Genomic DNA, 22258 nt, shown 5'->3' with positions numbered 1-22258 from the left:
GTTATTGGAAAACTTTATGTTAGGAGGAAGTAGGATGAAGTGGAGTGAGTTATCTATACCTTGGCAACGATGTTTTGAACTATCATGGGAAGCCATGAAGGATGGTTCTAAACCCATTGCTGCCCTGGTGATCGATGAAAATGGAGAGATTATTGCTGAAGGAAAAAATGCTGTATATAGCGAGTATTCTGACGCTACTGTCAGATATAATGAAATTGCCCATGCTGAAATTAATGCTTTAGGGAAAATTGATAATCGTGTACATACATCTCGAGCACCTTATACATTGTATTCAACATTAGAACCATGTCCGTTATGTACGGGAGCCTTATATATGTCGAGCATTAAAAACCTTGCTTATGCTGCAAAGGATAAATTCGGTGGAAGTCTGGATATGTTAGGGAAGACTAGTTACTTAAGTCGCAAACATATTAACATCGATGGACCTGTTCCAGTATTAGATGAGGTATCCATTTTTCTTAACGTGTACTTTGATGTTACGAGCAAGAACATAAGACCTTCGATTGTGAAGCTTCATGATGAATTGGCTGAAGATTACCCGAATGCAGTTTCTTTAGCGAGGAAGTGGGGAGAAGACAATCGTCTTGATCAATATCTCTCATATCCTTTCAACGACAGCTTTCCGATCATTGTGCATGGCTTAAAAAACAATAAACATCCAGTGTGAAGTAAAAACCTATCCAATTCGGATAGGTTTTTATAATTCAGAGACTGTCATAAACCACCTTTTTTTCGTACAATAGAACATAGTGAATAAATACAGAATTTAAGTATGGAAACGGTTACGGTTCTGAATTAAAAGGAGTTACCATCTATGAGTATAGAAACCAGTCAGAAACAAAATACGATAAATAAATTATCAACGTTATATAATCGTTTAATTGAATTGGAAGATAAACAGCAAGCTCAAAAGACGTTAGATTTATTAGAGAAGCTACAATCGGAAGAGTTTTTAGTTGGGTTTGCTGGCCACTTTTCTGCGGGGAAATCGACTATGATCAATACCGTTTTAGAAGAGGAGATTTTACCTTCAAGTCCTATTCCTACCAGTGCCAATCTCGTTAAAGTAAAAAAGGGGAGAGGGTATGTTAGGGTATATTTTGCTGAAGAGGATCCAGTAGAATATGAGGAGCCTTATGACTTAGATGCCATTAAATCGTATTGTAAAGAGGGCGATGCCATTCGAGCTATAGAGCTTAGCAAATCAGATTCACTATTGCCTTCAGGGGTATCTGTAATGGACACTCCTGGCATCGATTCCTCTAATGATGCCGATAAAATTATGACTGAATCTGCCCTCCATTTAGTTGATGTTTTATTTTATGTAATGGACTACAACCATGTACAATCTGAGGTCAATTTAGCATTTTTATCAGAGATGCAAAAGCGAGGAAAGCCACTTTATATTGTGATTAATCAAATCGATAAACATCAGGAAGAAGAGCTTTCTTTCTCAGCATTTCAGCAGAGTGTATCGGAGGCTTTTTCACGATGGGGTATTCAACCGAAAGATACATTTTATACATCTCTAACCAAAATGAGTCATCCTTCTAATCAATTCCAACAACTAAAAGAGACGTTAAATCACTTATTTACCAATAAGGATCGTTTCATTGACGATACGATCGAGCATTCCACCGTTCAAATTGTAAATGAACATTTGGATTCTTTTAACGAAGAACAGAAAGAAAGAATAGAAGAATTGACCCAATCCATAAACGATAGTGAACCAAGACCAGTAGAAGACGTTGAATCAGAAATCAACAACTTGAAAGAACGACCAAAACAGGCAGAAAAAGCGTTAACGGAACGCCTTCAATCCTCTCTTAAGAATGCTTACATTATGCCCCATGAGGTACGAGAAAAAGCTCGGCTTGTGATTGAAGCCTACCAAAGTGATTTCAAAGTAGGTCTATTCTTTACGAAATCCAAAACTGAAGAAGAGCGTCAGAATCGCCTTATTGATTTTCATCATGCCCTTATGGAAAAGGTATCAGCCAATATTGAATGGCCCGTTCGAAATGTATTAGTAACGCTTGCTAAAGAATATGGAATACAAGATGAAGAAATTCTACAACAACTGCAAGATTTTTCTGTTCAATATGAGGCTTCTGAGCTAGCTGATCTTATCAAAACAGGAGCAGGTAGTGGAGGAGACTATTTACTAGTTTACACAGAAGACGTTGCGAATGATATTCGAAGAAAATATAAGCAAGAAGCTCAAAAAAAATGGAAAACGGTAAGCGAAGTTCTTGAAGAACAATCAAAAGAAGCTCTGCAAGAAAAAGAGAAGATGAAGGAGCAGTCTGAACAAGTAGAAGACGTTCAGATTCAGATTGCTAACGTTCAAAAAGCGATTGAAGAGAGAACGAATTCCTTACAAGACATTCTAAACGAGAAATCTGTATCGAATGACTCTTATGAAAAGGCTACGGCTGCTTTATTACAGCGAGAATCAAGTGTAAAACCAGGTAAGTCCATGAATTTGAACTTTAACCAACAAGAACAAAGAGAAGAAGAAGTTGAGATTGAATCAACTATTGAGGATAAAAGCCATGTAAATGTCGACGAAATGATTGATCGTATAGACAAATCTCAACAAGAATTAGAGTCATTAACAGGATTTCAATCCATTTTAGAAGACTTACGTGAAAGAAAAAAGCGATTAGAAACAAGACATTTTACAGTTGCATTATTTGGAGCGTTCTCAGCTGGTAAATCTTCATTTGCCAATGCCCTATTAGGTGAAAAAGTTTTACCCGTTTCACCTAACCCGACAACAGCAACAATTAATAAAATTAGTCCTCCGACACCAAAACACGAGCATGGAACAGTTGTGGTGAAACTAAAAAGCAGTGAACAGCTATATGAAGACTTAATTCATGCTTTACATGAGTTGCCTTTTCAACCTAAAGCATTTAATGATGTATTAGAATGGATTCAACAGAGTCCTAATGAAATTCAGAAATATGCCAAGGACCAAAAGCGTCTATCCTTCTTACAAGCGATTGTAGATGGATTTGATGAAATGGCTTCTTCAATTGGAGAAACCATTGAAATTGATTTAGATCGTTTTGCAGAATATGTAGCAGAAGAGAGATTATCTTGCTATGTAGAATGGATGGAGCTTTATTACGATTGTGCCTTTACTCGTGAAGGTATTACTTTGGTGGATACACCTGGTGCAGATTCTGTGAACGCTCGTCACACTGAAGTATCATTTGAGTATATCAAGCAGGCTGATGCTATACTATTTGTTACGTATTACAATCATCCGTTTTCTAGGGCAGATCGTGATTTCCTTATTCAACTAGGTCGTGTGAAGGATGCTTTTAGCTTAGATAAGATGTTCTTTATTGTGAATGCGGCAGACTTAGCACAAAGTAAAAGTGAACTTGAATTAGTACAGGATTATTTGGCAGAGCAACTTGGCAAATTTGGTATTCGTTTCCCAAGAATGTTTGCCATCTCAAGTCTTATGGCTGCTAATGAGAAAATGAAAGAAGAGAAAACCGATCACCCTGTATTAGGTAGCTCTGGTATTGACAAGTTTGAAGAATCGTTCTATTCCTTTATTCATGAAGAACTTACTTCAATCATTACAAATGCAGCCATTTATGACTTAGAACGTGCGAACCGTACTCTTGGACAGTACATTGATTCTGCATCTTTAAATAAACAAGAGAAACAACAGAAACTGAAGAAGTATCAAAAGGAAGAAGAAGAACTCAAAAGCATGATTCATGCCTTCTCTACAGCAAGATACTCACAAGATATTAATCAAAAAATAGAGAAGCAAATGTATTATATGAACGAACGTGTTTTATTACGATTCTCTGATTTCTTCAAGGAAGCTTTTAATCCTTCTACAATTAACGGAACTGGTGGCGTAGCTAAAGAACAATTAAAGCAAGCCTTACAAGACCTATTAGACCAGTTAAGGGAAGAACTATTAAATGAATGTAGAGCTGTAACAGTGCGAATTGAAGCATATTTGCATGAAAAACTTCAGGAGTTTAATGAAGATATTCAGGATAAAGGAAAGAATGTTCAAGAGGACTTATCCTTACCAAATGCACAGGAAATTGATATAGACACACCTGGCTTCAACAAACCATTTGAAAAGGTTAAGCAATCTGAGATTGAAAAGCCTTTATCAAGCTTTAAAAACACCAAATCTTTCTTTGAGAAGAATGAAAAAGAACAGATGAAAGAAGATTTGCAATACCGTTTTAAACCCATTATTCAAAGCTATATTGATGAACAAAAACATCACTTGCAAGAGTATTACCAACCACAATGGAATAGCTATGTTGAACGAGAGAAAGAAGTCTTATCTAAAGCGTTGAAAGAGTATTATGAAGGACTTCGATTTGCGTTAGGAGATCAATTAAACATCGAAGAATTAAAAGCTAAGCGAGAGAAGTTACAAAAGCTAACACCACAAGAATAAAGAAAAAATACCGATGAAAGTACTAAAAGAAGCGTGTGAAATCACACGCTTCTTTTTAATACAAAAAAAGGTGATCTCTAAAAGAGACCACCTCATCACGATTTATACTTGTACTTTCTTTTCGATTTCACTTTCTTTGCGAAGCTTATCGATCAACTTAGAAATCTGCTGACTTTCTTTTGATTTCTGAATTTGTTGCTTTAATTGTGGCTTCACTTTTTCAAGAGATGGAAGCTTATCATTGTTTTTCTTCATAGAGTCATAACGCTTTTGAATTTCTTCATCTGTTACTTTAACATCTTCTGTGTTTTTAGCTACATATTCATCAATCTTAATTTGCTTAGCAAGATCTTTCTTAAGCTTGTCAACTGTTGTGTTGTTTTGCTTAAGGATTTTATCGATTTCTTCTTCAGAATAATCTTTCGTCATGCTCTTATAACGTTCATTAACCTTTTTCTCTGTAGCTTCAATACCTGCTTCATTTGCTTTCTGTAGAAGAAGCTCAGTATTAATTAGCTGAGATAGGATTTTTGATTTCATTTGATTTAACTGCTTGTCTTTCACTTCCATACCATTTTGCTTCATCATGCTCTTTTGACGTTCAAGCTGCTGGTTGAACTTGTCCATGGAGATTTCCTCACCATTTACAACCGCTGCTACTTCGCCACTTGCTTCTTGTTTGTTACCTTCTTCAGATTGTTGTTCTTCTTGTTTTTTGTTCTTATCTTCGTTTTCTTTTGCATTATCTTCTGAACTACTGCAACCTGCGATTCCAATTGCTAATACGAAACCAGATAGAGCTACAGTCCATTTCTTCTTGATAGTCAAAGAAACATCTCCCTTGCTGTAAAATCAATTCTGTTAGACTGTATCATATCTAGTTGTCCGTTGTAAAACTGTTGTGTCATTTTTTAAACAAATCTTTTTAATATGCTATATCAACATGATGGTGGAGTCGTTTGCATAGGTATGAATGTAAAAAAATAATTATCATAAAGGGATGTGTAACCAATGCACCACAATGAGAGAGAGCTTGCTCAAAAGGCTTCCATGTATGATATGTTATCAAATTATTACAAGTACATAGATCCACAACGACATGTTATGTATTACTATCAGCATTTACAATGTGTGAATCAGCTTATTCTTTTGCAAAATCAACAGATGATGGGGAGATATTATCGACCAGATCAAAACGAATCTCCGCAGCAATCTTATGTACGTGCGTTTCATGCCTCACCAAATGCTCCAGCAGTAGATATTTATGTGAACGATCAAAAGCTTTTAGAAAATGTCCAGTACAAACAAACAAGTGATTATATTCCTGTTATGCCTGGAACGTACCGTATAAAAATTACACCAACGGGCCAGTCTCAAGAAGTTTTATCCCAAGATGTAGAAGTTCCATCAAATGCAGCTATTACATTAGCAGCAGCAGGCAATGATGAGAACTTAACACTTGTTCCATATCAAGATGATCGTAACCCAGTTCAAGGGGAAGCCAAAGCAAGGTTTATCCACTTGTCTCCTGATGCACCAGCAGTTGATATCGCTGTTAAAGGAGGAGATATTTTATTTTCAAATGTTAATTTTAAGCAATCAACTGAATATAAAACCTTATCTCCTATCACAGTAGACTTGGAGGTTCGTCCAGCAGGATCTAATCAAGTTGTTTTAACCATTCCAAATGTAAAACTTGATGAGAATCAAATATACAATATTGTGGCAGTTGGGTATGCTCAAGGGAGTCCTAAATTAGAAGCCATTATTATATAGAAACATATATATGGGCTTTCTTAGGTGGTCAGCTTTTTTCTTAATAAATATTCCTAAATTATAGTAAAAAGTCAAAATATTTTATATAATTAGGGAAACGAAATAAAGGAGGAACGTACATGACACAAACTACATACGATCAACAGTGGGATTTAGATGTAATTTTTGAAGGTGGAAGTGAATCAGAAGCTTTCCATCAATACCTGCAAGATGTACAAGAAAAATTAAAGGCTTTGTCTAAAGTGGTAGAAGACTATAAGCTACCTACAGATGTTTCTCAGGTTAAAGAGCTATACCATGTTATTGAAAAACTAGAAGGTGTTGCAGTTGGCCTAAGAGAAAGCTCAGCATTTGTAAGCTGCTTAAGCGCTCAAGACGTAAGTGATAAGAAAGCTGGGCAACACCGTGCTAAAATTAGTGAGTTAATCGCACAATATTCAACCGTAATGACAACATTAGACCAAAAGCTTATAAAAATTGAAGACGGCCTTTGGGAAGACCTGCTGGCTCAACCTGAGCTTAAAGACATCTCGTTTGTATTGGAAGAAAAGAGACAAAAAGCTAATGAGAAGCTTTCATTAGAACAGGAAGCCCTAATCAATGACTTAAGCGTTGACGGTTATCAAGGTTGGGGGAACATGTACAGCACAATCGTTGGTCAGATGAAAATTCAATTGGAACAAGACGGCGAACTGAAAGAACTATCTGTTGGGCAAGCATCAAATAAGATGAGTTCTTCAGACCGCTCTGTTCGAAAAGAGGTATTTGAAAAGCTCCAAAGTGCTTGGGGAGAAAACGAGGATTTATTTGGAGAAACGTTAAACCACTTGGCAGGTTTTAGACTTCAGAAGTATAAACACCGTGGTTGGGATAATGTCCTTAAAGAACCAATGGACATCAATCGTATGAGTGAAAACACGTTAAATGCTATGTGGGATGCGATTAATAAGTATAAAGATTACTATGTGAAATATTTACATCGAAAAGCAGACATGCTGGGGTTAGAGAAATTAAGTTGGTATGATGTCGGTGCTCCAATAGTCAATTCAGATCAAACGGTCTCATATGATGAAGGCGCTGATTTTATTGTCGAACAGTTTAACCGCTTCGGACCGAAAATGGCATCATTCGCTAAAATGGCTTTTGAAAAACGTTGGATTGAGGCAGAAGACCGTAGTGGTAAACGACCTGGCGGATTCTGCACAAGCTTCCCAGATAGTAAACAAACGCGTATTTTCATGACTTATTCAGGTACTGCATCAAATGTTGCGACACTTGCTCACGAATTAGGTCATGCATTCCATCAACATGTAATGGATGATGTTCACACGATGAACCAAGGGTATGCAATGAATGTAGCAGAAACCGCTTCTACATTTGCTGAAATTATCGTGGCAGATGCTGCTGTGAAAAACGCCAGCACAGAAGAGGAGCGCTTATCTTTATTAGAAGATAAAGTTCAGCGTAGTGTAGCGTTCTTTATGAATATCCATTCGCGCTTCTTATTCGAAACACGTTTTTATGATGAGCGAAAAGAAGGGCTTGTATCGGTTGATCGTTTAAAAACTCTAACAGAAGAAGCTCAACGTGAAGCATATTGTAATTCTTTAAGTGAATATGAGCCTTATTTCTGGGCTTCTAAACTTCACTTCCATATTACAGGTGTACCTTTCTATAACTTCCCATACACGTTTGGCTACCTGTTCAGCTTAGGAATCTATGCAAAAGCACTAGAAGAGGGTAGTGACTTTGAAGAGAAGTATATTGCACTTCTAAAAGATACCGGTCGTATGAAAGTAGAAGACTTGGCGAAGAAACATCTTGATGTAGACCTTGAGCAACCAGAATTCTGGGAAAATGCAGTGAAACTTTGTGTTCAAGATGTTGAAGAATTTCTTGAGCTAACAGATAAATAATGTATGGAATAGGATAAGGTATAAGCCTTATCCTATTTTTATATTGACCATAATATTATTATGTAAATAAAGGTGGTTTTATTTGAAAGTTTCGACTTCTTTTCGATAGGCTATATATATATGGAGATAAGGAGGATTTATCATGAAACTGAAAATTGGTTGTTTACAAATGGATGTAACATACGGAAATCCTGAAGAAAATAGAGAAAGGATCGAGCATAAGGTAAATCATTTACATAATGAATTAAATAATGTCGATATACTAGTGCTTCCTGAACTATGGGATACAGGGTATGACTTGTCTCGTTTATCTCAAATTGGTGATTGGGATGGGAAAACGGCACAAAGTTTCTTATCTAATCTAGCAAAACAAAATGATTTTAGTCTAATAGGTGGTTCAATCGCCAAAACAACCGAACAAGGTTCAACAAACACGATGTATGCATATAACAGAAATGGTGAAAAAGTAGTCGAGTATAGCAAAGCCCATCTCTTTCAATTAATGGATGAGCATCACTATCTGAAAAGCGGTGATCAAAAAGGTTCTTTTGAAATAGAGGGGGTTCCTAGTACAGGGATCATTTGTTATGACTTACGTTTTCCAGAGTGGATTCGAAGACATACATCTGAAGGAGCAGAAATACTGTTTGTTGTAGCTCAATGGCCATTAGCCAGAGTTGATCATTGGAGGTCATTGTTAATTAGCCGTGCTATTGAAAATCAATGTTATGTTATTGCATGTAATCGTGTAGGTGAAGATCCTAAAACTGAATTTGGTGGACATTCTATGGTCATAAACCCTTGGGGGGACGTGATCTCTGAGGCTGGTACGGAAGAAACCTTACTAAGTGCCACAATTGATATAGAAGAAGTGAAAAGGATTCGAAATCAAATTCCAATTTTTCAAGATCGACGGCCAGAAATATATTAATTTCAAAACAAAAACGCTTGGACTTTCCAAGCGTTTTTAATGTTTACCCATCTGAAAGTTTTCCTATAGATACTTTACTTGTTATTTTCTAGATTTTTATACGTATCCATAAACTTTTTATCAATTCGATGCTTTAACCGCCAAGCTAACTTTCCTTTCAATGCAATGCCTCCATATAATAAAAATCCTTTTTTATTCCCAATAGACATGATCGCTAAATATTTCGATTGTGGATTATAGTGTTGACCTTCGCCAGTAGATAAGAAACCTTTAATATTTTCCCAAAGTATAGGAGCTTCACGGATAGCAAAAACTCCATTTTTAGGAGTGTCAGGGGCATGGCTTAAACTTACACAATCTCCCGCACCGAATATAGATGGATACTTTTCGACTTGCAAGGTTGATTCCACTTGCAAATATCCATCATTATCGATTGGTAAATTAGAGAGTCGAAAAAGTTCAGGAGCACGAGGGCCTGCTAACCACATGACATCATTGTAATTGAATTTATTATCCTCTGTTATTACTTTTGTTGAATTCATTTCTTGAACCTTTTCATTCATATACAGTTCGATCCCACTATTTTCTATAATATCTGCTACCTTTTTAGAAGTAGTTTCAGGGTAATTTTCAAGCAACCTATGAGAACCACTAAGTAATGTAACAGGTGTTTCATAACCATGTTGAGAACGCCAAGATTGAAGAGATAGCGCAATTTCTGTACCCGCTACTCCGCCTCCTACAATAATAGGATTTTTACTTTCTCTCATCTCTTGAATCATTTCCGGAAAGTGATAATTAGGTTTTATTCTTCTCGCATATTCCTTAACTCCTTTAAGATCAGTATGGGCAGTTAAGGAACCAATATCAAAAGATAACGCATCGTAGCTTAACACTTCTCCCTGATCAGTAAGAAGAATCTTCTGTTCGGGGTCTACTGATACAACAGCTTGCTTATACCACGATAGGTTTGCTTGCTCACTTAAGTGTTCTAGATTCACTCGTATTTCATCCAGTTCATATATTCCTTCTGTGTAACCACTGAACATACCAGAGTAATATTGATAGTCAGAAGGAGATATAAGTACTACCTCTACATCAGATAAAGGGTTAGTGATTAAATTTTTAATGATATGTAAATGGGCATGGCCTGCTCCAGCTAAAATTAATTTTTGCATATATATTCCTCACTCTTATTTTGTTGAATTAGTTTCTATCATATCAAAAGACATGTAGAATTTGAAAATGAAGCTTTTTCGCTACAGTGATTTATGGATTTAACAAGGCATATACCCACTGGGGTTGACATCACTTTTAATCCGTATTATGATACCCTTATAGGTATTAAAGGAAAGCAATTATATATTTAAATTATACTGACTAGAAATTAGAAGGAGGACTCAACATGAACGTTGATAAACATTTAGATGCAAAAGGGTTAGCTTGCCCAATGCCAATCGTTAAAACGAAGAAAGCGATCGGTGAAATTGAAAGTGGCCAGGTTCTTGAAGTTGCTACTACAGATGCTGGTGCAAAACAAGATTTAACTGCTTGGGCATCTTCTACTGGACACACACTGTTAGATGATAAAGAAGATAATGGTGTATTTACGTTCTGGATTCAAAAGGGATAATTTTTACGTTTAACAATACCCATACGAGTATATGTAATTACTAGAGGAGGATTATCAATATGTCTGAAACAAAGAAAACTAACATTATTTTATTTAGCGGAGATTATGATAAGGCGATGGCTGCTTATATTATTGCGAATGGTGCAGCAGCTTATGATCACGAGGTAACGATTTTCCACACTTTCTGGGGACTTAATGCTCTCCGTAAAGACGGAAAAGTGGAAGCGCAAAAAGGTTTCTTAGAAAAAATGTTCGGTAAAATGATGCCAAAAGGTGCAGATAATCTAGGTCTTTCCAAAATGAATATGGCTGGAATGGGACCTAAAATGATTAAAAAAGTTATGAAAAAGCACAATGCTCAAACTGTACCAGAATTAATTGAAATGGCACAAATGCAGGATATTAATCTAGTTGCATGTCAAATGACTATGGATTTACTTGGTTTCCAAAAAGAAGAGCTTCTAGATGATATTACGTATGCTGGTGTAGCTGCATATTTAGCTGATGCTGAAGATGGCAATGTAAACCTATTTATCTAAGATTATAGAAGGGATTTAGTCCTTGTTAGGGACTAGTCCCTTTAAAATTTCTTTTTCATATACCCCACCAGGTACAACGATTAATTACTAGACGTAGTAAAGGTTTTATTAGAGGAGGCACATTATGGATATTATGTTCTGGGTTACTATATTTTTAATTGGATTTGCAGGTTCCTTCGTTTCAGGTATGGTTGGAATCGGCGGCTCTATAGTTAAATACCCTATGCTTTTATATATTCCACCATTATTAGGTTTCACAGCCTTTACAGCACACGAAGTAGCAGGTATTAGTGCTGTTCAAGTATTCTTCGCTACAATAGGTGGTGTCTGGGCTTACCGTAAAGGTGGATATCTAAACAAACAGTTAATTCTGTACATGGGTGTAAGTATTCTAATTGGTAGTTTCATCGGTGGATATGGTTCAAAGTTAATGTCTGATGATGCTGTAAACTTGGTTTACGGATTACTTGCAACCATTGCTGCTGTAATGATGTTTATTCCTAAAAAAGGACTAGAGGATCAAAATCTACAAGAAGTGAATTTTAATAAAACAATTGCAGCATCACTTGCCTTTATTACGGGTATAGGAGCTGGAATTGTTGGGGCAGCAGGTGCATTTATTCTTGTTCCTATTATGCTTGTCGTGTTGAAGATTCCAACCCGCATGACAATCGCAAGTTCTCTGGCTATCACATTTATTTCTTCCATCGGTTCTACGATCGGAAAGGTAACCACTGGTCAAGTTGAATATGTACCAGCTGCGATCATGATTGTGGCTAGCTTATTAGCATCACCACTTGGTGCAAATGCAGGTAAAAAGATTAACACAAAAATTTTACAAACGATATTGGCTTTACTCATCCTGGGTAGTGCTGTTAAGATTTGGGTAGACTTTTTCTGATAAGAGAGGAGGGATTGTTCTTCGGAGCAATCCTTTTTTCTTGTTCAATAAAGTAAAATTTTAAGATTGAAGTACGAGTGGACTATCTATCTGAAGTCTCTTTTGATATAATTTCGATGGAAACAATTCAATATTGGAGGATTATGATTATATGCTTAATGTTCAAAACGTAAGCTTACGCTTTGGCGATCAAAAGCTTTTTGAAGACGTTAATATAAAATTTACTGCTGGCAACTGTTACGGTTTAATTGGAGCGAATGGTGCAGGTAAATCAACATTCTTGAAGATTCTTTCTGGAGAGATTGAATCTCAAACTGGGGATGTTTCCCTAGAAAAAGACAAGCGAATGGCTGTATTAAAGCAGAACCATTTCGAATATGAAGAATATGAAGTGCTTCAGGTTGTTATGATGGGCCACCAACGCCTATATGAAGTGATGAACGAGAAGAATGAAATTTATATGAAAGCGGACTTCTCTGAAGAGGATGGCATGAGAGCTGCAGAACTTGAAGGTGAATTCGCTGAAATGAATGGTTGGGAAGCTGAGTCAGATGCAGCTCGCCTTCTAACAGGTCTTGGTATCACGGAAGATCTTCACAACAAGAAGATGGCAGACTTAACTGGTGCTCAGAAAGTAAAAGTACTTCTAGCGCAAGCGTTATTCGGAAATCCAGATGTACTACTTCTTGACGAACCGACCAACCACCTGGATATTCGAGCAATCCAATGGTTAGAAGAATTCCTTATTAACTTTGAAGGTACAGTAATTGTAGTATCCCACGATCGTCACTTCCTTAACAACGTTTGTACGCATATTGCTGACTTAGACTTTGGTAAAATCCAAATTTATGTAGGTAACTATGATTTCTGGTATGAATCCAGTCAGTTAGCACAAAAGATGGCGAAAGAAGAAAACAAGAAAAAAGAACAAAAGGCTAAAGAGCTTAAAGAATTTATTCAACGTTTCAGTGCAAACAAATCAAAGTCAAAACAGGCAACTTCTCGTAAGAAGATGCTTGATCAAATTACACTTGATGATATCCAGCCATCTTCACGTCGTTACCCTTATGTAGCATTTAAACCAGATCGTGAAATTGGAAATGATCTTTTACACGTAGAAGGTTTAACAAAAACGATTGATGGCGTGAAGGTTCTAGATAATGTAACCTTTACAATGAATAAAGATGACAAAATTGCATTAGTGGGTGACCACGAGATTGCATATACAACATTATTCAAAATTATCATGGGTGAAATGGAGCCAGATGCTGGTACGTATAAGTGGGGAGTAACAACATCTCAGAGCTATTTCCCTAAAGATAACTCAGCATTCTTTGAAGAAAACGACAAGAACCTAGTTGAATGGTTACGTCAATATTCTCCAGATGATGAGACAGAGACGTTCTTAAGAAGCTTCTTAGGTCGTATGTTATTCTCTGGTGAAGAAGTGAAGAAGAAAGCAAAAGTCCTTTCCGGAGGGGAAAAAGTACGTTGCATGCTTTCTAAGATGATGCTTAGCGGCTCAAACGTACTTGTACTAGATGAACCAACAAACCACTTAGACCTAGAGTCCATCACCGCTTTAAACGAAGGTTTAATAAACTTTAAAGGTTCCATGATTTTCACATCACATGACCACCAGTTTATCGATACTATCGCAAACCGTATCATCGAAATTACACCAAATGGTATGGTTGATAAGTATATGTCTTATGATGAATTCGTGAATGATGAAAAAGTTGAACAACAATTAAAAGAACTAGCTCAATAAGAGTAATGAAAGTGTAAGGGGTTATAAGCTCCTTACACTTTTTTTGGAATGATAAATGTGAGTATGGTTCCGTTACGAAATGGAGTGCGCCGGGTTGGGAAACGGGCTGCTTTCCCGGACAGCCCCATCCTCTCATTTACTCCAGTTAACTACATATAATAGAATAAATTGTAATGGAAGAACTATTCACCCCAGACTGATATAACTGATATCTAAGATGACAAAAACCAAAAGAATGTTGTCACTTCCTGTTATAAAATTGAGAAATATGCGCTTGCCCGGGAAATGGGAAATGAAAGTAACCTTTTAAGTATATGTTTTTTCCAGTACAATTGAATAAAGATAAATGAGAGGGGAAGGAATTAAAAGTGGAGGTTTTACTCAATTCATATAGCTCTGTAATTATGCTTGTTGCTGTTATTTTGACTTTGATGACATCTTACACATCTCTTGATTTATTTTCGTTATTACATACTTCAGATCGGCATAAACGTTCCTTATTTTTAGCTGGAATATCATCAATGGGAATTGGTATTTGGGTCATGAACTTTCTAACAATGCTTGCTGAAGAACCGTCTAATATAGCTAGTAATCAATTATCTATTTCATTGCTATCATTTATATTAGGTGTTTCCTTTACAGGAATAGCTTTTTATAATGTCATTAGCCAAAAGAAACATTACTTGTTTATAGGCAGTCTCTTACTAACGTTAGCTGTATTTTCTAACCATGTTATGGGGATGTATGCTTCAAACGTAGGAGTACGCTATGATATAGGAATATTTCTTTTAAGTACTCTACTTATTTATGGTTCATTTTTATTCGTTCTATGGATTCTTACATATTATCATTTTGCAACGAACGCAACTAATCTATGGATCAAACCACTCAGCTCCATTATTGTAACCGGAGCTATTCTTGAAGGCTACATTTTACTTACACAAGCCGCGCGAACAAGTGTTAATGGTTCTAACATAAGTGATTCATCATCTGCACAAGACTCTTTTGTACTCTATCTTGTATTATTTATATCTATTTTTATTATTGCTGGTTTGCTTTGGTCTAGTACGCTTATCAGTAACCGACTTGCTACGAGTGATTCTTATATCAATGATATCAAGTTCGCCTTAGATGAATCTTCCATTGTTGCGATTACAAATGCTCAAGGAAAAATCACGTATGTGAATGATAAATTACTAGACATTACAGGTTATGAAGAATATGAACTCATAGGTCAAGATCATAACATGTTAAATTCAGGATACCATTCAAAGGAATTTTTTAAAGATCTATGGAAAACCATTGGTTCAGGAGAAGTTTGGAAAGGTGAAATTAAAAACAAGAAAAAAGATGGATCTTTTTATTGGGTGGACACAACAATCGTTCCTTTCTTAAATAAAAAAGGCAAACCCTATCAGTACATTGCGATTCGAACGGATATTACTGATCGAAAAGAAGCAGAAGTACAGTTGAAAGAAACGGTAAAAGAAGTTCAGGACATTCAATTTGCATTGGATCAATCCACCATTGTAGCTATTACGGATGAAAAAGGAATTATACAGAATGTAAATGATAAGTTCTGTGAGATATCCAAGTATAGTCGGGAAGAATTGCTAGGGGAAGACCACCGCATTTTAAATTCAGGTTACCATGACAAAGAATTCTTTAAAGAGTTATGGAGAACAATTGGTTCAGGAGAAGTATGGAAAGGGGAAATACGTAATAAAGCCAAAGAGGGCAGTTATTATTGGGTAGACACTACGATCGTTCCTTTCATGAAACAAAACGGAAAACCCTATCAATATTTAGCTATTCGAAATGACATTACAGAACGCAAGAAAACAGAAGAAGTACTGCGTAGACAGGATAAACTTAGTGCAGTTGGACAATTAGCAGCTGGGGTGGCTCATGAAATACGTAACCCATTAACATCCATCCGTGGTTATGCAGAGTTTTTACAACTTGATGAGGAAGAAGATGAACGAAGTGAACTTTTAGCAATCATAACTGAAGAAATTGAACGTGTGAATGATATTGTGGAAGACTTCATGATGCTAGCAAAACCTAAAGAAGTTCAATTAGGGACAAAGAACATCATTCCAATGATTCAACATGTTATGCAGCTGTTGGATTACACTGCACGAAAAGCCAAAGTTCAAGTTAATTTTGATTGTTCTCAAGATGAAGTTAAAGTGAAATGTGATGAGGGTCGATTAAAACAAGTTTTCCTCAATTTTATTAAAAATGCGATTGAGGCAACCCCAAAAGGTGGCGAGGTCAATGTGAAATGCCAGCTGGATAATGAGCAAGTTCATATCTATATACAAGATACTGGTGTTGGCATTTCAAAAGAACAATTAGACAAGATTGGAGAACCGTTTTACACAACTAAAGAAAGTGGAAATGGCCTTGGGTTAATGGTAAGCTTTCAAATTATCCAATCCCATAATGGTAAAGTTTTAGTAGAAAGCGAACAGCATGAAGGAACTACTTTCCTAGTAACATTACCCACTTTAGAAAATTCGGCATAAACGTATTGAGTAAAGAGCTTGGGGATCCCCAAGCTCTTACTTATTTTTCTAGTATTGCTCTTTCTCGAAATTAAGCCATACGATAGAATTGATTATATATACATATCTCATGTATAGTAGTAGTGCTCTATTTCTTTATTACTTTAATAGAAGAGTAAATAAAAGGAGGGAACGCAAATGAAAAAGACCGATCATCGATTTAAAGTTGCAAACAGAGAAGCTTTAATCGGGATTGGATTGGCCATTTTTAATTTCGTTTGGTGGTTTGGATTTGCTTATGGGTTGGGAGATCGAACACCAGAAGATTATACATATATTATAGGACTGCCCTCTTGGTTTTTTTATAGTTGTGTACTAGGGTTCTTAATTATGGTCATTTTAGTTATTGTTGTAGTTAAGTTTTGGTTTACTGAAGTTCCTCTGGATGAAGAAGGAGGAAGCCAAGAATGAATATAACCATTATCATTTCATTGATTGTATTCTTAATCTCAATCTTTATTGTAGGCCTTTGGGCAAGTCGGTATGTAAGATCTTCTAATTCATTCCTTCAAGAATATTTCTTAGGGGGAAGACAATTAGGCGGATTTATTCTAGCAATGACCATGACAGCTACATATGGGAGTGCCAGTAGTTTCATAGGTGGTCCAGGAGTAGCCTATACCCAAGGACTTGGTTGGGTATTGTTAGCCATGTCACAAGTTGTAACAGGATATTTTGTCCTTATGGTTTTAGGTAAAAAATTCGCTATCATGGCAAGACGCTATAATGCTATAACTCTTATTGATTTCTTAAAAGAACGTTATCAAAGCAAATGGGTCGTTCTTTCGGCAGCCTTTAGTATTGTGATTTTCCTATTTTCAGCTATGGCAGCACAGTGGGTTGGTGGAGCACGTCTAATAGAGTCTTTAGTCAAAATAGAATATGAAAGTGCTCTATTTATTTTTGCTTTATCCGTTCTTCTTTATGTCATTATTGGAGGTTTCCGTGCAGTTGCACTTACGGATGCCGTACAGGGTACAATAATGTTTTTTGGAACATTTATTTTGTTAGTGGCAACCATCATTGCAGGTGGGGGCATTGATCAAATCATGGCCGACTTGGTAAAGGAAAATCCTAACCTTGTTACACCATATGGAGCAGAAGGAAACCTAAGTGCTACGTACGTGTCGTCTTTTTGGATATTAGTAGGGGTTGGTGTTGTTGGTTTACCTCAAGTGACAGTCAGGGCAATGTCATATAAGAGCTCTAAGTCTATGCATCGTGCGTTAATCGTAGGAACGATTGTTGTTGGATTTATTATGTTAAATATGCATTTAATTGGTGTATTTGCTCGTCCAATCCTTCCTGGAATAGAGGTTGGAGATAAAGTAATGCCGCTTATTGCTCAAGAAGTTCTGCCGCCTTGGATAGCGGGATTAGTACTTGCGGCTCCTATGGCAGCGATTATGTCTACAGTAGACTCTCTTCTTCTTTTAGTAAGCTCTGCAGTAGTCAAAGATGTGTACTTAAATTATATTAAGCCTTCAGCTAGTGAGAAAAGGGTAAAGCGCTTAAGTATTGGTATAACCGCTTTTTTAGGAATAAGTGTATTTTTAATCGCATTACAACCACCTGATTTGTTAATTTGGTTAAACCTTTTTGCCTTTGGGGGCCTTGAAGCAGCATTTATATGGCCTGTTGTTCTGGGGTTATATTGGTCAAAGGGAAACAAATATGGTGCTTTAGCTTCTATGCTAGTTGGAATTGGTTCATATATCTTTATCGATCAATATTCCAAAGCATATCCAAAGTTTGACGTTCATCCAATATTAACTAAGTTTTATCAATGGTTCGAACCAATTATGAACAATCTTCCGGGTATGATGGAGGTTCATACAGTTGTTTATCCAGTCTTCTTATCATTACTAGCTTTTGTTATTGGAAGTTTATTAACAAAGAATAAACATCTTTAATTAACTATTGAAGGTTTTGGAGGAGTATTTATGGTTGATATCATACAACACCAAGACGTAACAGCTATTAAGGGAACAGTCACCTACAGCTCTGTTACATTACAAGTTTATAATTTCATTGTCGATGGCATGCTTATCGATACGAATACTATTCAGTTACTTGATAAGCTTATCCCTATTTACAATAAGTACCCAATTGATTTTGTTGTGATCACACATGCACATGAAGATCATACAGGTACTGCAAATTGGGTGCAAAACAGTCTGGAAGTACCGATTTATATTAACCAAATGAGTATTGAAGAAAGTAAAAGAGAGGCGAATTACCCTCAATACCGGCAATTGGTCTGGGGTATTCGAAAACCATTTGAAGCAGAACCACTTCCGGATGTTTTACAATCACGAAACTATTCTTGGGAAACGATTCACACGCCAGGTCATGCTCAGGATCATATGGCTTTATATAATATCGAGAAAAAACTTCTATTCACTGGTGATTTGTTTGTGACCCCTAAGCCTAAAGTGATAATGGAAAGTGAGTCCATACCTGAAATGATTCAATCACTAAAAAAGGTACTCACATATGACTTTGAAGAGGTGTTTTGTTGCCATACAGGTTATCTACCAAATGGAAGGTTACTGCTAAAACAAAAATTAGACTATTTACTTGATCTTCAAGAAAATATTGTAAATATATATCAAAATGGAATGACGGTTGGGGAGATAGATCAAAAGTTGTTTCCAAATACACCTCCTATAGCACCATTTTCAAGATATGATTGGGATTCAAGACATATTGTTACATCAGTATTAAAGGATAGGTGAGAGTCTTCATTCCGAATTAGTTTCCCACTTTTCCCAAAAGCGATAGAGCATTCGTGATTCTATCGCTTTTTCTATGTCTAAGGATCTATTTTGTCATCTTTTTGTTAAAAATATGTAATGCTTGCAATAAAATCGTTACTAGACTGTTCTTTGAATCAATCTATTCTTTGTTATAGTAGGGTTTAGTAGCTTAATAGCTAAACGGGGAGGCACCACGAATGAAAAAAACAATCATGAGTCTAGCAACAGTTGCAGGATTATCTGCAGCACTAACAACAAATGTATATGCAGCAGAAAGTGTAGAAGTAGATCCTGGAGACACACTTTGGGGGTTATCCCAAACACACGGTGTTTCCGTAGCTGATCTAAAAGATTGGAATAACCTTGATTCAAATCTTATTTACCCAGGAGATCAACTAACAGTAGCACCAGCAACAACGAATACACGTGTAGATAGCAATTCAAACTCCTACACCGTTCAATCGGGAGACACACTTTGGGCTATTTCTCAAAGGACTGGTGCAAGTGTGAGTCAAATAAAAGCATGGAACGATTTACAATCTAACACAATTTACCCTGGACAGACTCTAGCTGTTTCAGGTGGGGTAGAAACGAAAGAAACAAACGATGTTGTGCGTGAATTAGAAGTATCAGCAACTGCTTATACAGCAAATTGCGCTGGATGCTCAGGCGTTACAGCAACCGGTATAAACCTTTTAGAAAATCCAGATAAAAAAGTAATTGCAGTGGATCCTGATGTGATCCCACTAGGCACTGAAGTGTATGTTGAAGGCTATGGTTATGCTGTAGCAGGAGACGTCGGTTCTGCAATTACCGGAAACAAAATTGATGTATTTATCCCATCAAGACAAGAAGCATTGAACTGGGGTAGAAAACAAGTTACTGTTCAAATTCTAAAATAAACAACACAAAGGCTGTCTCTGTATATGAGACAGCTTTTTGTATATCTTCTTTCGATTTTGGAATTCTAAACAGGAATCGCTTAATCTGAAAGGAGAATCCATTATGACTCGTGGACAAAGTAAAAAAGGGGCAGACAAAACAAAATCTCGCTTACCTCAAACACCTAAAAAAGATATTGTAGAAGATGGGCAGGACGTTGAATTCTCTCAAGAGTTTGCTGACCAAGATGATTTAAAAGCTCAGCAAAGAGAAAAAGAAGCAGACCAACGAGCAGCTCAAAGAAATCAACAAAAATAAGTGTTGAAAGCTATCCATCTGATGGGTAGCTTTTTCAGTTTATAGCATGTTGAATCATTTGAATTTTAATGCTTTATCATACAAAATAGAAGCGAAACCTTTAAACATTGGAGGGCAATCCTTTTGAAATTACAAAACAAAAAGGTCATTCAAATTGTAAGTGACGATTTTGAAGATCTAGAACTATGGTATCCTGTTATGCGTTTACGAGAAGAAGGGGCTACCGTCCATATCGTGGCTGAGAAGCCTGATGAAGAATATATTGGGAAATATGGTGTTCCTGTCGTTTCTGATCTAACGTTTCAAGACATCGATCCAAATGAATATGATGCGATATTAGTACCCGGAGGTTGGTCTCCAGATAAGCTACGTAGATATGAAGATGTGTTAAATATGGTTCGTGAAATGGACAATCAGGAAAAGCCAATCGGACAAATTTGTCACGCAGGTTGGGTTCTCATTTCAGCAGATATTTTAAAAGGGCGCAAAGTAACAAGTACACCAGGTATAAAGGATGATATGATCAATGCTGGCGCAACATGGGTTCACGAACCTGTTGTGGTCGATGGACACATCATCTCAAGTCGTCGTCCACCAGATCTGCCTGATTACATGCGTGAATTCATTAAAGTCTTAGCAGAAAAATAAACGGAAAAAGCTACACGTAAAGGTGTAGCTTTTTTTGGTATACAACTCCTCAAATAACAGAAACTATACTTATTCCATTACAGTATAGGAGGAATACAATGACACTTTTTCGACTTGGCTATGTAGCGATGAGCGTACATGTTCAAAATGCTTCTCCATCTCAAACAATGACATATAGTCGTTTTCAAAAGCTTCAAGACCGAGAAGCAGCTATTGGAAAGCTTGAGCGACTTTCAAAATCAAACATTCATAATACACTTCGCTTACTAAAACATAACAAAGCTCTTGAAATAGAGTTTTTTCGGTTAAGCTCTAAACTTGTTCCATTAGCTACTCACGAGGATTTAAAGGATTGGGATTACATTCAAGCATTAAAAGAGGATCTAAGGGAATTAGGGGATTATGCAAATAGTGAGAATATGCGTATTGACTTTCATCCAGATCATTTTGTCGTTATTAATTCACCAAAAGAAGATAAATTTAAAGCATCTTTAAATGTTTTAAAGTATCACTATAAGTTACTTCATGCTATGGGAATTGATCCAACACATCGTTGTGTTCTTCACCTTGGTGGGAGTTATGATGATAAAACGAAGTCTCTCGAACGTTTCATCGAAAATTGGGGTTCTGTACCAAGAGGCATTCAAAAGATGATTATGCTTGAAAATGATGACACGATTTATACGATGGATGATTGCTTATATGTCTGTGAAAAGCTTGGAATCCCTTTTATTTTCGATATCCATCATCATATGGCCAATCATGAGGATTCAAATTGGATGAAAAACTGGGACAGAGTACTAAAAACCTGGGAACAATCACCGCTCCCTGTAAAAATGCATATCTCTAGCCCAAAAAGCGAGAGTGAATTTAAAAGTCATGCAGATTATATTGATCAGGATATGTTTTTAAACTTTGTAAAAAGCGTGAATCAATCCTCTGATCAAATCGATTGCATGATTGAAGCTAAAAAGAAAGATGATGCTTTGTTTATTTTAAGAAAAATATTAGGGGAAAAACCAGAGGTACAATTCAAAACGGAAGCAACATTTCAACTAAAGAATTAAAACTATACAATTTTAATATGCCATTTAAATTGTTTAAATATTTTTTATATTTAGACGAACATGATATATTAAG

19 protein-coding genes are annotated in these 22258 nt (G+C 36.4%); 17 read left to right on the top strand and 2 right to left on the bottom strand.

Annotation, left to right across the window (positions count from 1 at the left end; all coding sequences use genetic code 11):
* Positions 1-34: 34 nt before the first annotated feature.
* Together GS400_RS10350 and GS400_RS10345 are read left to right on the top strand one after the other, a co-directional pair.
* On the top strand, positions 35-688 hold the full coding sequence (locus GS400_RS10350) for a nucleoside deaminase (RefSeq protein ID WP_160101489.1): 654 nt from the start codon (positions 35-37) through the stop codon (positions 686-688).
* Positions 689-835: 147 nt separating this feature from the next.
* Entirely contained in the window at positions 836-4474 is a 3639-nt protein-coding gene (locus GS400_RS10345) for a dynamin family protein (RefSeq protein ID WP_160101487.1), read from the top strand.
* A 102-nt stretch (positions 4475-4576) separates the two neighbouring features.
* Here the strand turns inward: GS400_RS10345 and GS400_RS10340 are convergent, their stop codons facing one another.
* Positions 4577-5302, bottom strand: a complete 726-nt coding sequence (locus GS400_RS10340) for a SurA N-terminal domain-containing protein (protein ID WP_160101485.1) — start codon at positions 5300-5302, stop codon at positions 4577-4579.
* A 183-nt stretch (positions 5303-5485) separates the two neighbouring features.
* Here GS400_RS10340 and GS400_RS10335 point away from each other — a divergent pair, with 183 nt between their 5' ends.
* The 3 genes from GS400_RS10335 (at position 5486) to GS400_RS10325 (ending at position 9097) form a co-directional block, all read left to right on the top strand.
* Positions 5486-6250 carry a DUF4397 domain-containing protein gene (locus GS400_RS10335; RefSeq protein WP_160101483.1) on the top strand — a complete coding sequence of 255 codons (765 nt, stop codon included), beginning with the start codon at positions 5486-5488 and terminating at the stop codon, positions 6248-6250.
* A 119-nt stretch (positions 6251-6369) separates the two neighbouring features.
* Entirely contained in the window at positions 6370-8166 is a 1797-nt protein-coding gene (locus tag GS400_RS10330) for a M3 family oligoendopeptidase (RefSeq protein ID WP_160101481.1), read from the top strand.
* Positions 8167-8308: 142 nt separating this feature from the next.
* Complete coding sequence (locus GS400_RS10325; protein ID WP_160101479.1) at positions 8309-9097, top strand: carbon-nitrogen family hydrolase; 789 nt, start codon at positions 8309-8311, stop codon at positions 9095-9097.
* 74 nt (positions 9098-9171) lie between these two features.
* Here the strand turns inward: GS400_RS10325 and GS400_RS10320 are convergent, their stop codons facing one another.
* On the bottom strand, positions 9172-10275 hold the full coding sequence (locus GS400_RS10320) for an NAD(P)/FAD-dependent oxidoreductase (RefSeq protein ID WP_160101477.1): 1104 nt from the start codon (positions 10273-10275) through the stop codon (positions 9172-9174).
* Positions 10276-10502: 227 nt separating this feature from the next.
* Between GS400_RS10320 and GS400_RS10315 the strand changes: the two genes are divergently transcribed.
* The 12 genes from GS400_RS10315 to uvsE all read left to right on the top strand — a co-directional run bounded on the left by GS400_RS10315 (position 10503) and on the right by uvsE (position 22185).
* Entirely contained in the window at positions 10503-10730 is a 228-nt protein-coding gene (locus GS400_RS10315; protein WP_160101475.1) for a sulfurtransferase TusA family protein, read from the top strand.
* A 59-nt stretch (positions 10731-10789) separates the two neighbouring features.
* Positions 10790-11269, top strand: a complete 480-nt coding sequence (locus tag GS400_RS10310; protein ID WP_027445761.1) for a DsrE/DsrF/DrsH-like family protein — start codon at positions 10790-10792, stop codon at positions 11267-11269.
* A 124-nt stretch (positions 11270-11393) separates the two neighbouring features.
* On the top strand, positions 11394-12170 hold the full coding sequence (locus GS400_RS10305; protein WP_160101473.1) for a sulfite exporter TauE/SafE family protein: 777 nt from the start codon (positions 11394-11396) through the stop codon (positions 12168-12170).
* A 151-nt stretch (positions 12171-12321) separates the two neighbouring features.
* Positions 12322-13941 carry an ABC-F family ATP-binding cassette domain-containing protein gene (locus GS400_RS10300; RefSeq protein ID WP_160101471.1) on the top strand — a complete coding sequence of 540 codons (1620 nt, stop codon included), beginning with the start codon at positions 12322-12324 and terminating at the stop codon, positions 13939-13941.
* 404 nt (positions 13942-14345) lie between these two features.
* On the top strand, positions 14346-16472 hold the full coding sequence (locus GS400_RS10295; RefSeq protein WP_236560868.1) for a PAS domain S-box protein: 2127 nt from the start codon (positions 14346-14348) through the stop codon (positions 16470-16472).
* Positions 16473-16649: 177 nt separating this feature from the next.
* On the top strand, positions 16650-16922 hold the full coding sequence (locus GS400_RS10290; RefSeq protein ID WP_160101467.1) for a YhdT family protein: 273 nt from the start codon (positions 16650-16652) through the stop codon (positions 16920-16922).
* The gene (gene panF, locus GS400_RS10285) at positions 16919-18424 is read left to right on the top strand and encodes a sodium/pantothenate symporter (RefSeq protein ID WP_160101465.1); all 1506 of its coding nucleotides are present in this window, start codon (positions 16919-16921) and stop codon (positions 18422-18424) included. The genes GS400_RS10290 and panF overlap by 4 nt, the downstream gene beginning before the upstream one ends.
* A 30-nt stretch (positions 18425-18454) precedes the next feature.
* Positions 18455-19249: an MBL fold metallo-hydrolase gene (locus tag GS400_RS10280; protein WP_160101463.1), complete on the top strand. Its 795-nt coding sequence runs from the start codon at positions 18455-18457 to the stop codon at positions 19247-19249.
* Positions 19250-19467: 218 nt separating this feature from the next.
* Positions 19468-20172, top strand: a complete 705-nt coding sequence (locus tag GS400_RS10275; protein ID WP_160101461.1) for a LysM peptidoglycan-binding and 3D domain-containing protein — start codon at positions 19468-19470, stop codon at positions 20170-20172.
* A gap of 103 nt (positions 20173-20275) precedes the next feature.
* Positions 20276-20470: a YfhD family protein gene (locus GS400_RS10270; protein ID WP_160101459.1), complete on the top strand. Its 195-nt coding sequence runs from the start codon at positions 20276-20278 to the stop codon at positions 20468-20470.
* A gap of 123 nt (positions 20471-20593) precedes the next feature.
* The gene (locus GS400_RS10265) at positions 20594-21118 is read left to right on the top strand and encodes a type 1 glutamine amidotransferase domain-containing protein (protein WP_160101457.1); all 525 of its coding nucleotides are present in this window, start codon (positions 20594-20596) and stop codon (positions 21116-21118) included.
* Between the two features lie 98 nt (positions 21119-21216).
* Positions 21217-22185, top strand: coding sequence for a UV DNA damage repair endonuclease UvsE (gene uvsE / locus GS400_RS10260; RefSeq protein WP_160101455.1), 969 nt, complete (start codon positions 21217-21219; stop codon positions 22183-22185).
* Positions 22186-22258 lie beyond the last annotated feature (73 nt).

Source organism: Pontibacillus sp. HMF3514, from assembly GCF_009858175.1.
GTDB lineage: Bacteria > Bacillota > Bacilli > Bacillales > BH030062 > Pontibacillus.
The sequence above is the reverse complement of the archived record's forward strand: the minus strand, read 5'-3'. Positions and strand labels throughout refer to the sequence as shown.

Bases quoted from the DNA above. Each gene is read 5' to 3' on its own strand.
- GS400_RS10350 (WP_160101489.1), top strand. From the start codon at position 35: ATGAAGTGGAGTGAGTTATCTATACCTTGGCAACGATGTTTTGAACTA.
- GS400_RS10345 (WP_160101487.1), top strand. From the start codon at position 836: ATGAGTATAGAAACCAGTCAGAAACAAAATACGATAAATAAATTATCA.
- GS400_RS10335 (WP_160101483.1), top strand. From the start codon at position 5,486: ATGCACCACAATGAGAGAGAGCTTGCTCAAAAGGCTTCCATGTATGAT.
- GS400_RS10330 (WP_160101481.1), top strand. From the start codon at position 6,370: ATGACACAAACTACATACGATCAACAGTGGGATTTAGATGTAATTTTT.
- GS400_RS10325 (WP_160101479.1), top strand. From the start codon at position 8,309: ATGAAACTGAAAATTGGTTGTTTACAAATGGATGTAACATACGGAAAT.
- GS400_RS10320 (WP_160101477.1), bottom strand. From the start codon at position 10,275: ATGCAAAAATTAATTTTAGCTGGAGCAGGCCATGCCCATTTACATATC.
- GS400_RS10315 (WP_160101475.1), top strand. From the start codon at position 10,503: ATGAACGTTGATAAACATTTAGATGCAAAAGGGTTAGCTTGCCCAATG.
- GS400_RS10310 (WP_027445761.1), top strand. From the start codon at position 10,790: ATGTCTGAAACAAAGAAAACTAACATTATTTTATTTAGCGGAGATTAT.
- GS400_RS10305 (WP_160101473.1), top strand. From the start codon at position 11,394: ATGGATATTATGTTCTGGGTTACTATATTTTTAATTGGATTTGCAGGT.
- GS400_RS10300 (WP_160101471.1), top strand. From the start codon at position 12,322: ATGCTTAATGTTCAAAACGTAAGCTTACGCTTTGGCGATCAAAAGCTT.
- GS400_RS10295 (WP_236560868.1), top strand. From the start codon at position 14,346: ATGCTTGTTGCTGTTATTTTGACTTTGATGACATCTTACACATCTCTT.
- GS400_RS10290 (WP_160101467.1), top strand. From the start codon at position 16,650: ATGAAAAAGACCGATCATCGATTTAAAGTTGCAAACAGAGAAGCTTTA.
- panF (WP_160101465.1), top strand. From the start codon at position 16,919: ATGAATATAACCATTATCATTTCATTGATTGTATTCTTAATCTCAATC.
- GS400_RS10280 (WP_160101463.1), top strand. From the start codon at position 18,455: ATGGTTGATATCATACAACACCAAGACGTAACAGCTATTAAGGGAACA.
- GS400_RS10275 (WP_160101461.1), top strand. From the start codon at position 19,468: ATGAAAAAAACAATCATGAGTCTAGCAACAGTTGCAGGATTATCTGCA.
- GS400_RS10270 (WP_160101459.1), top strand. From the start codon at position 20,276: ATGACTCGTGGACAAAGTAAAAAAGGGGCAGACAAAACAAAATCTCGC.
- uvsE (WP_160101455.1), top strand. From the start codon at position 21,217: ATGACACTTTTTCGACTTGGCTATGTAGCGATGAGCGTACATGTTCAA.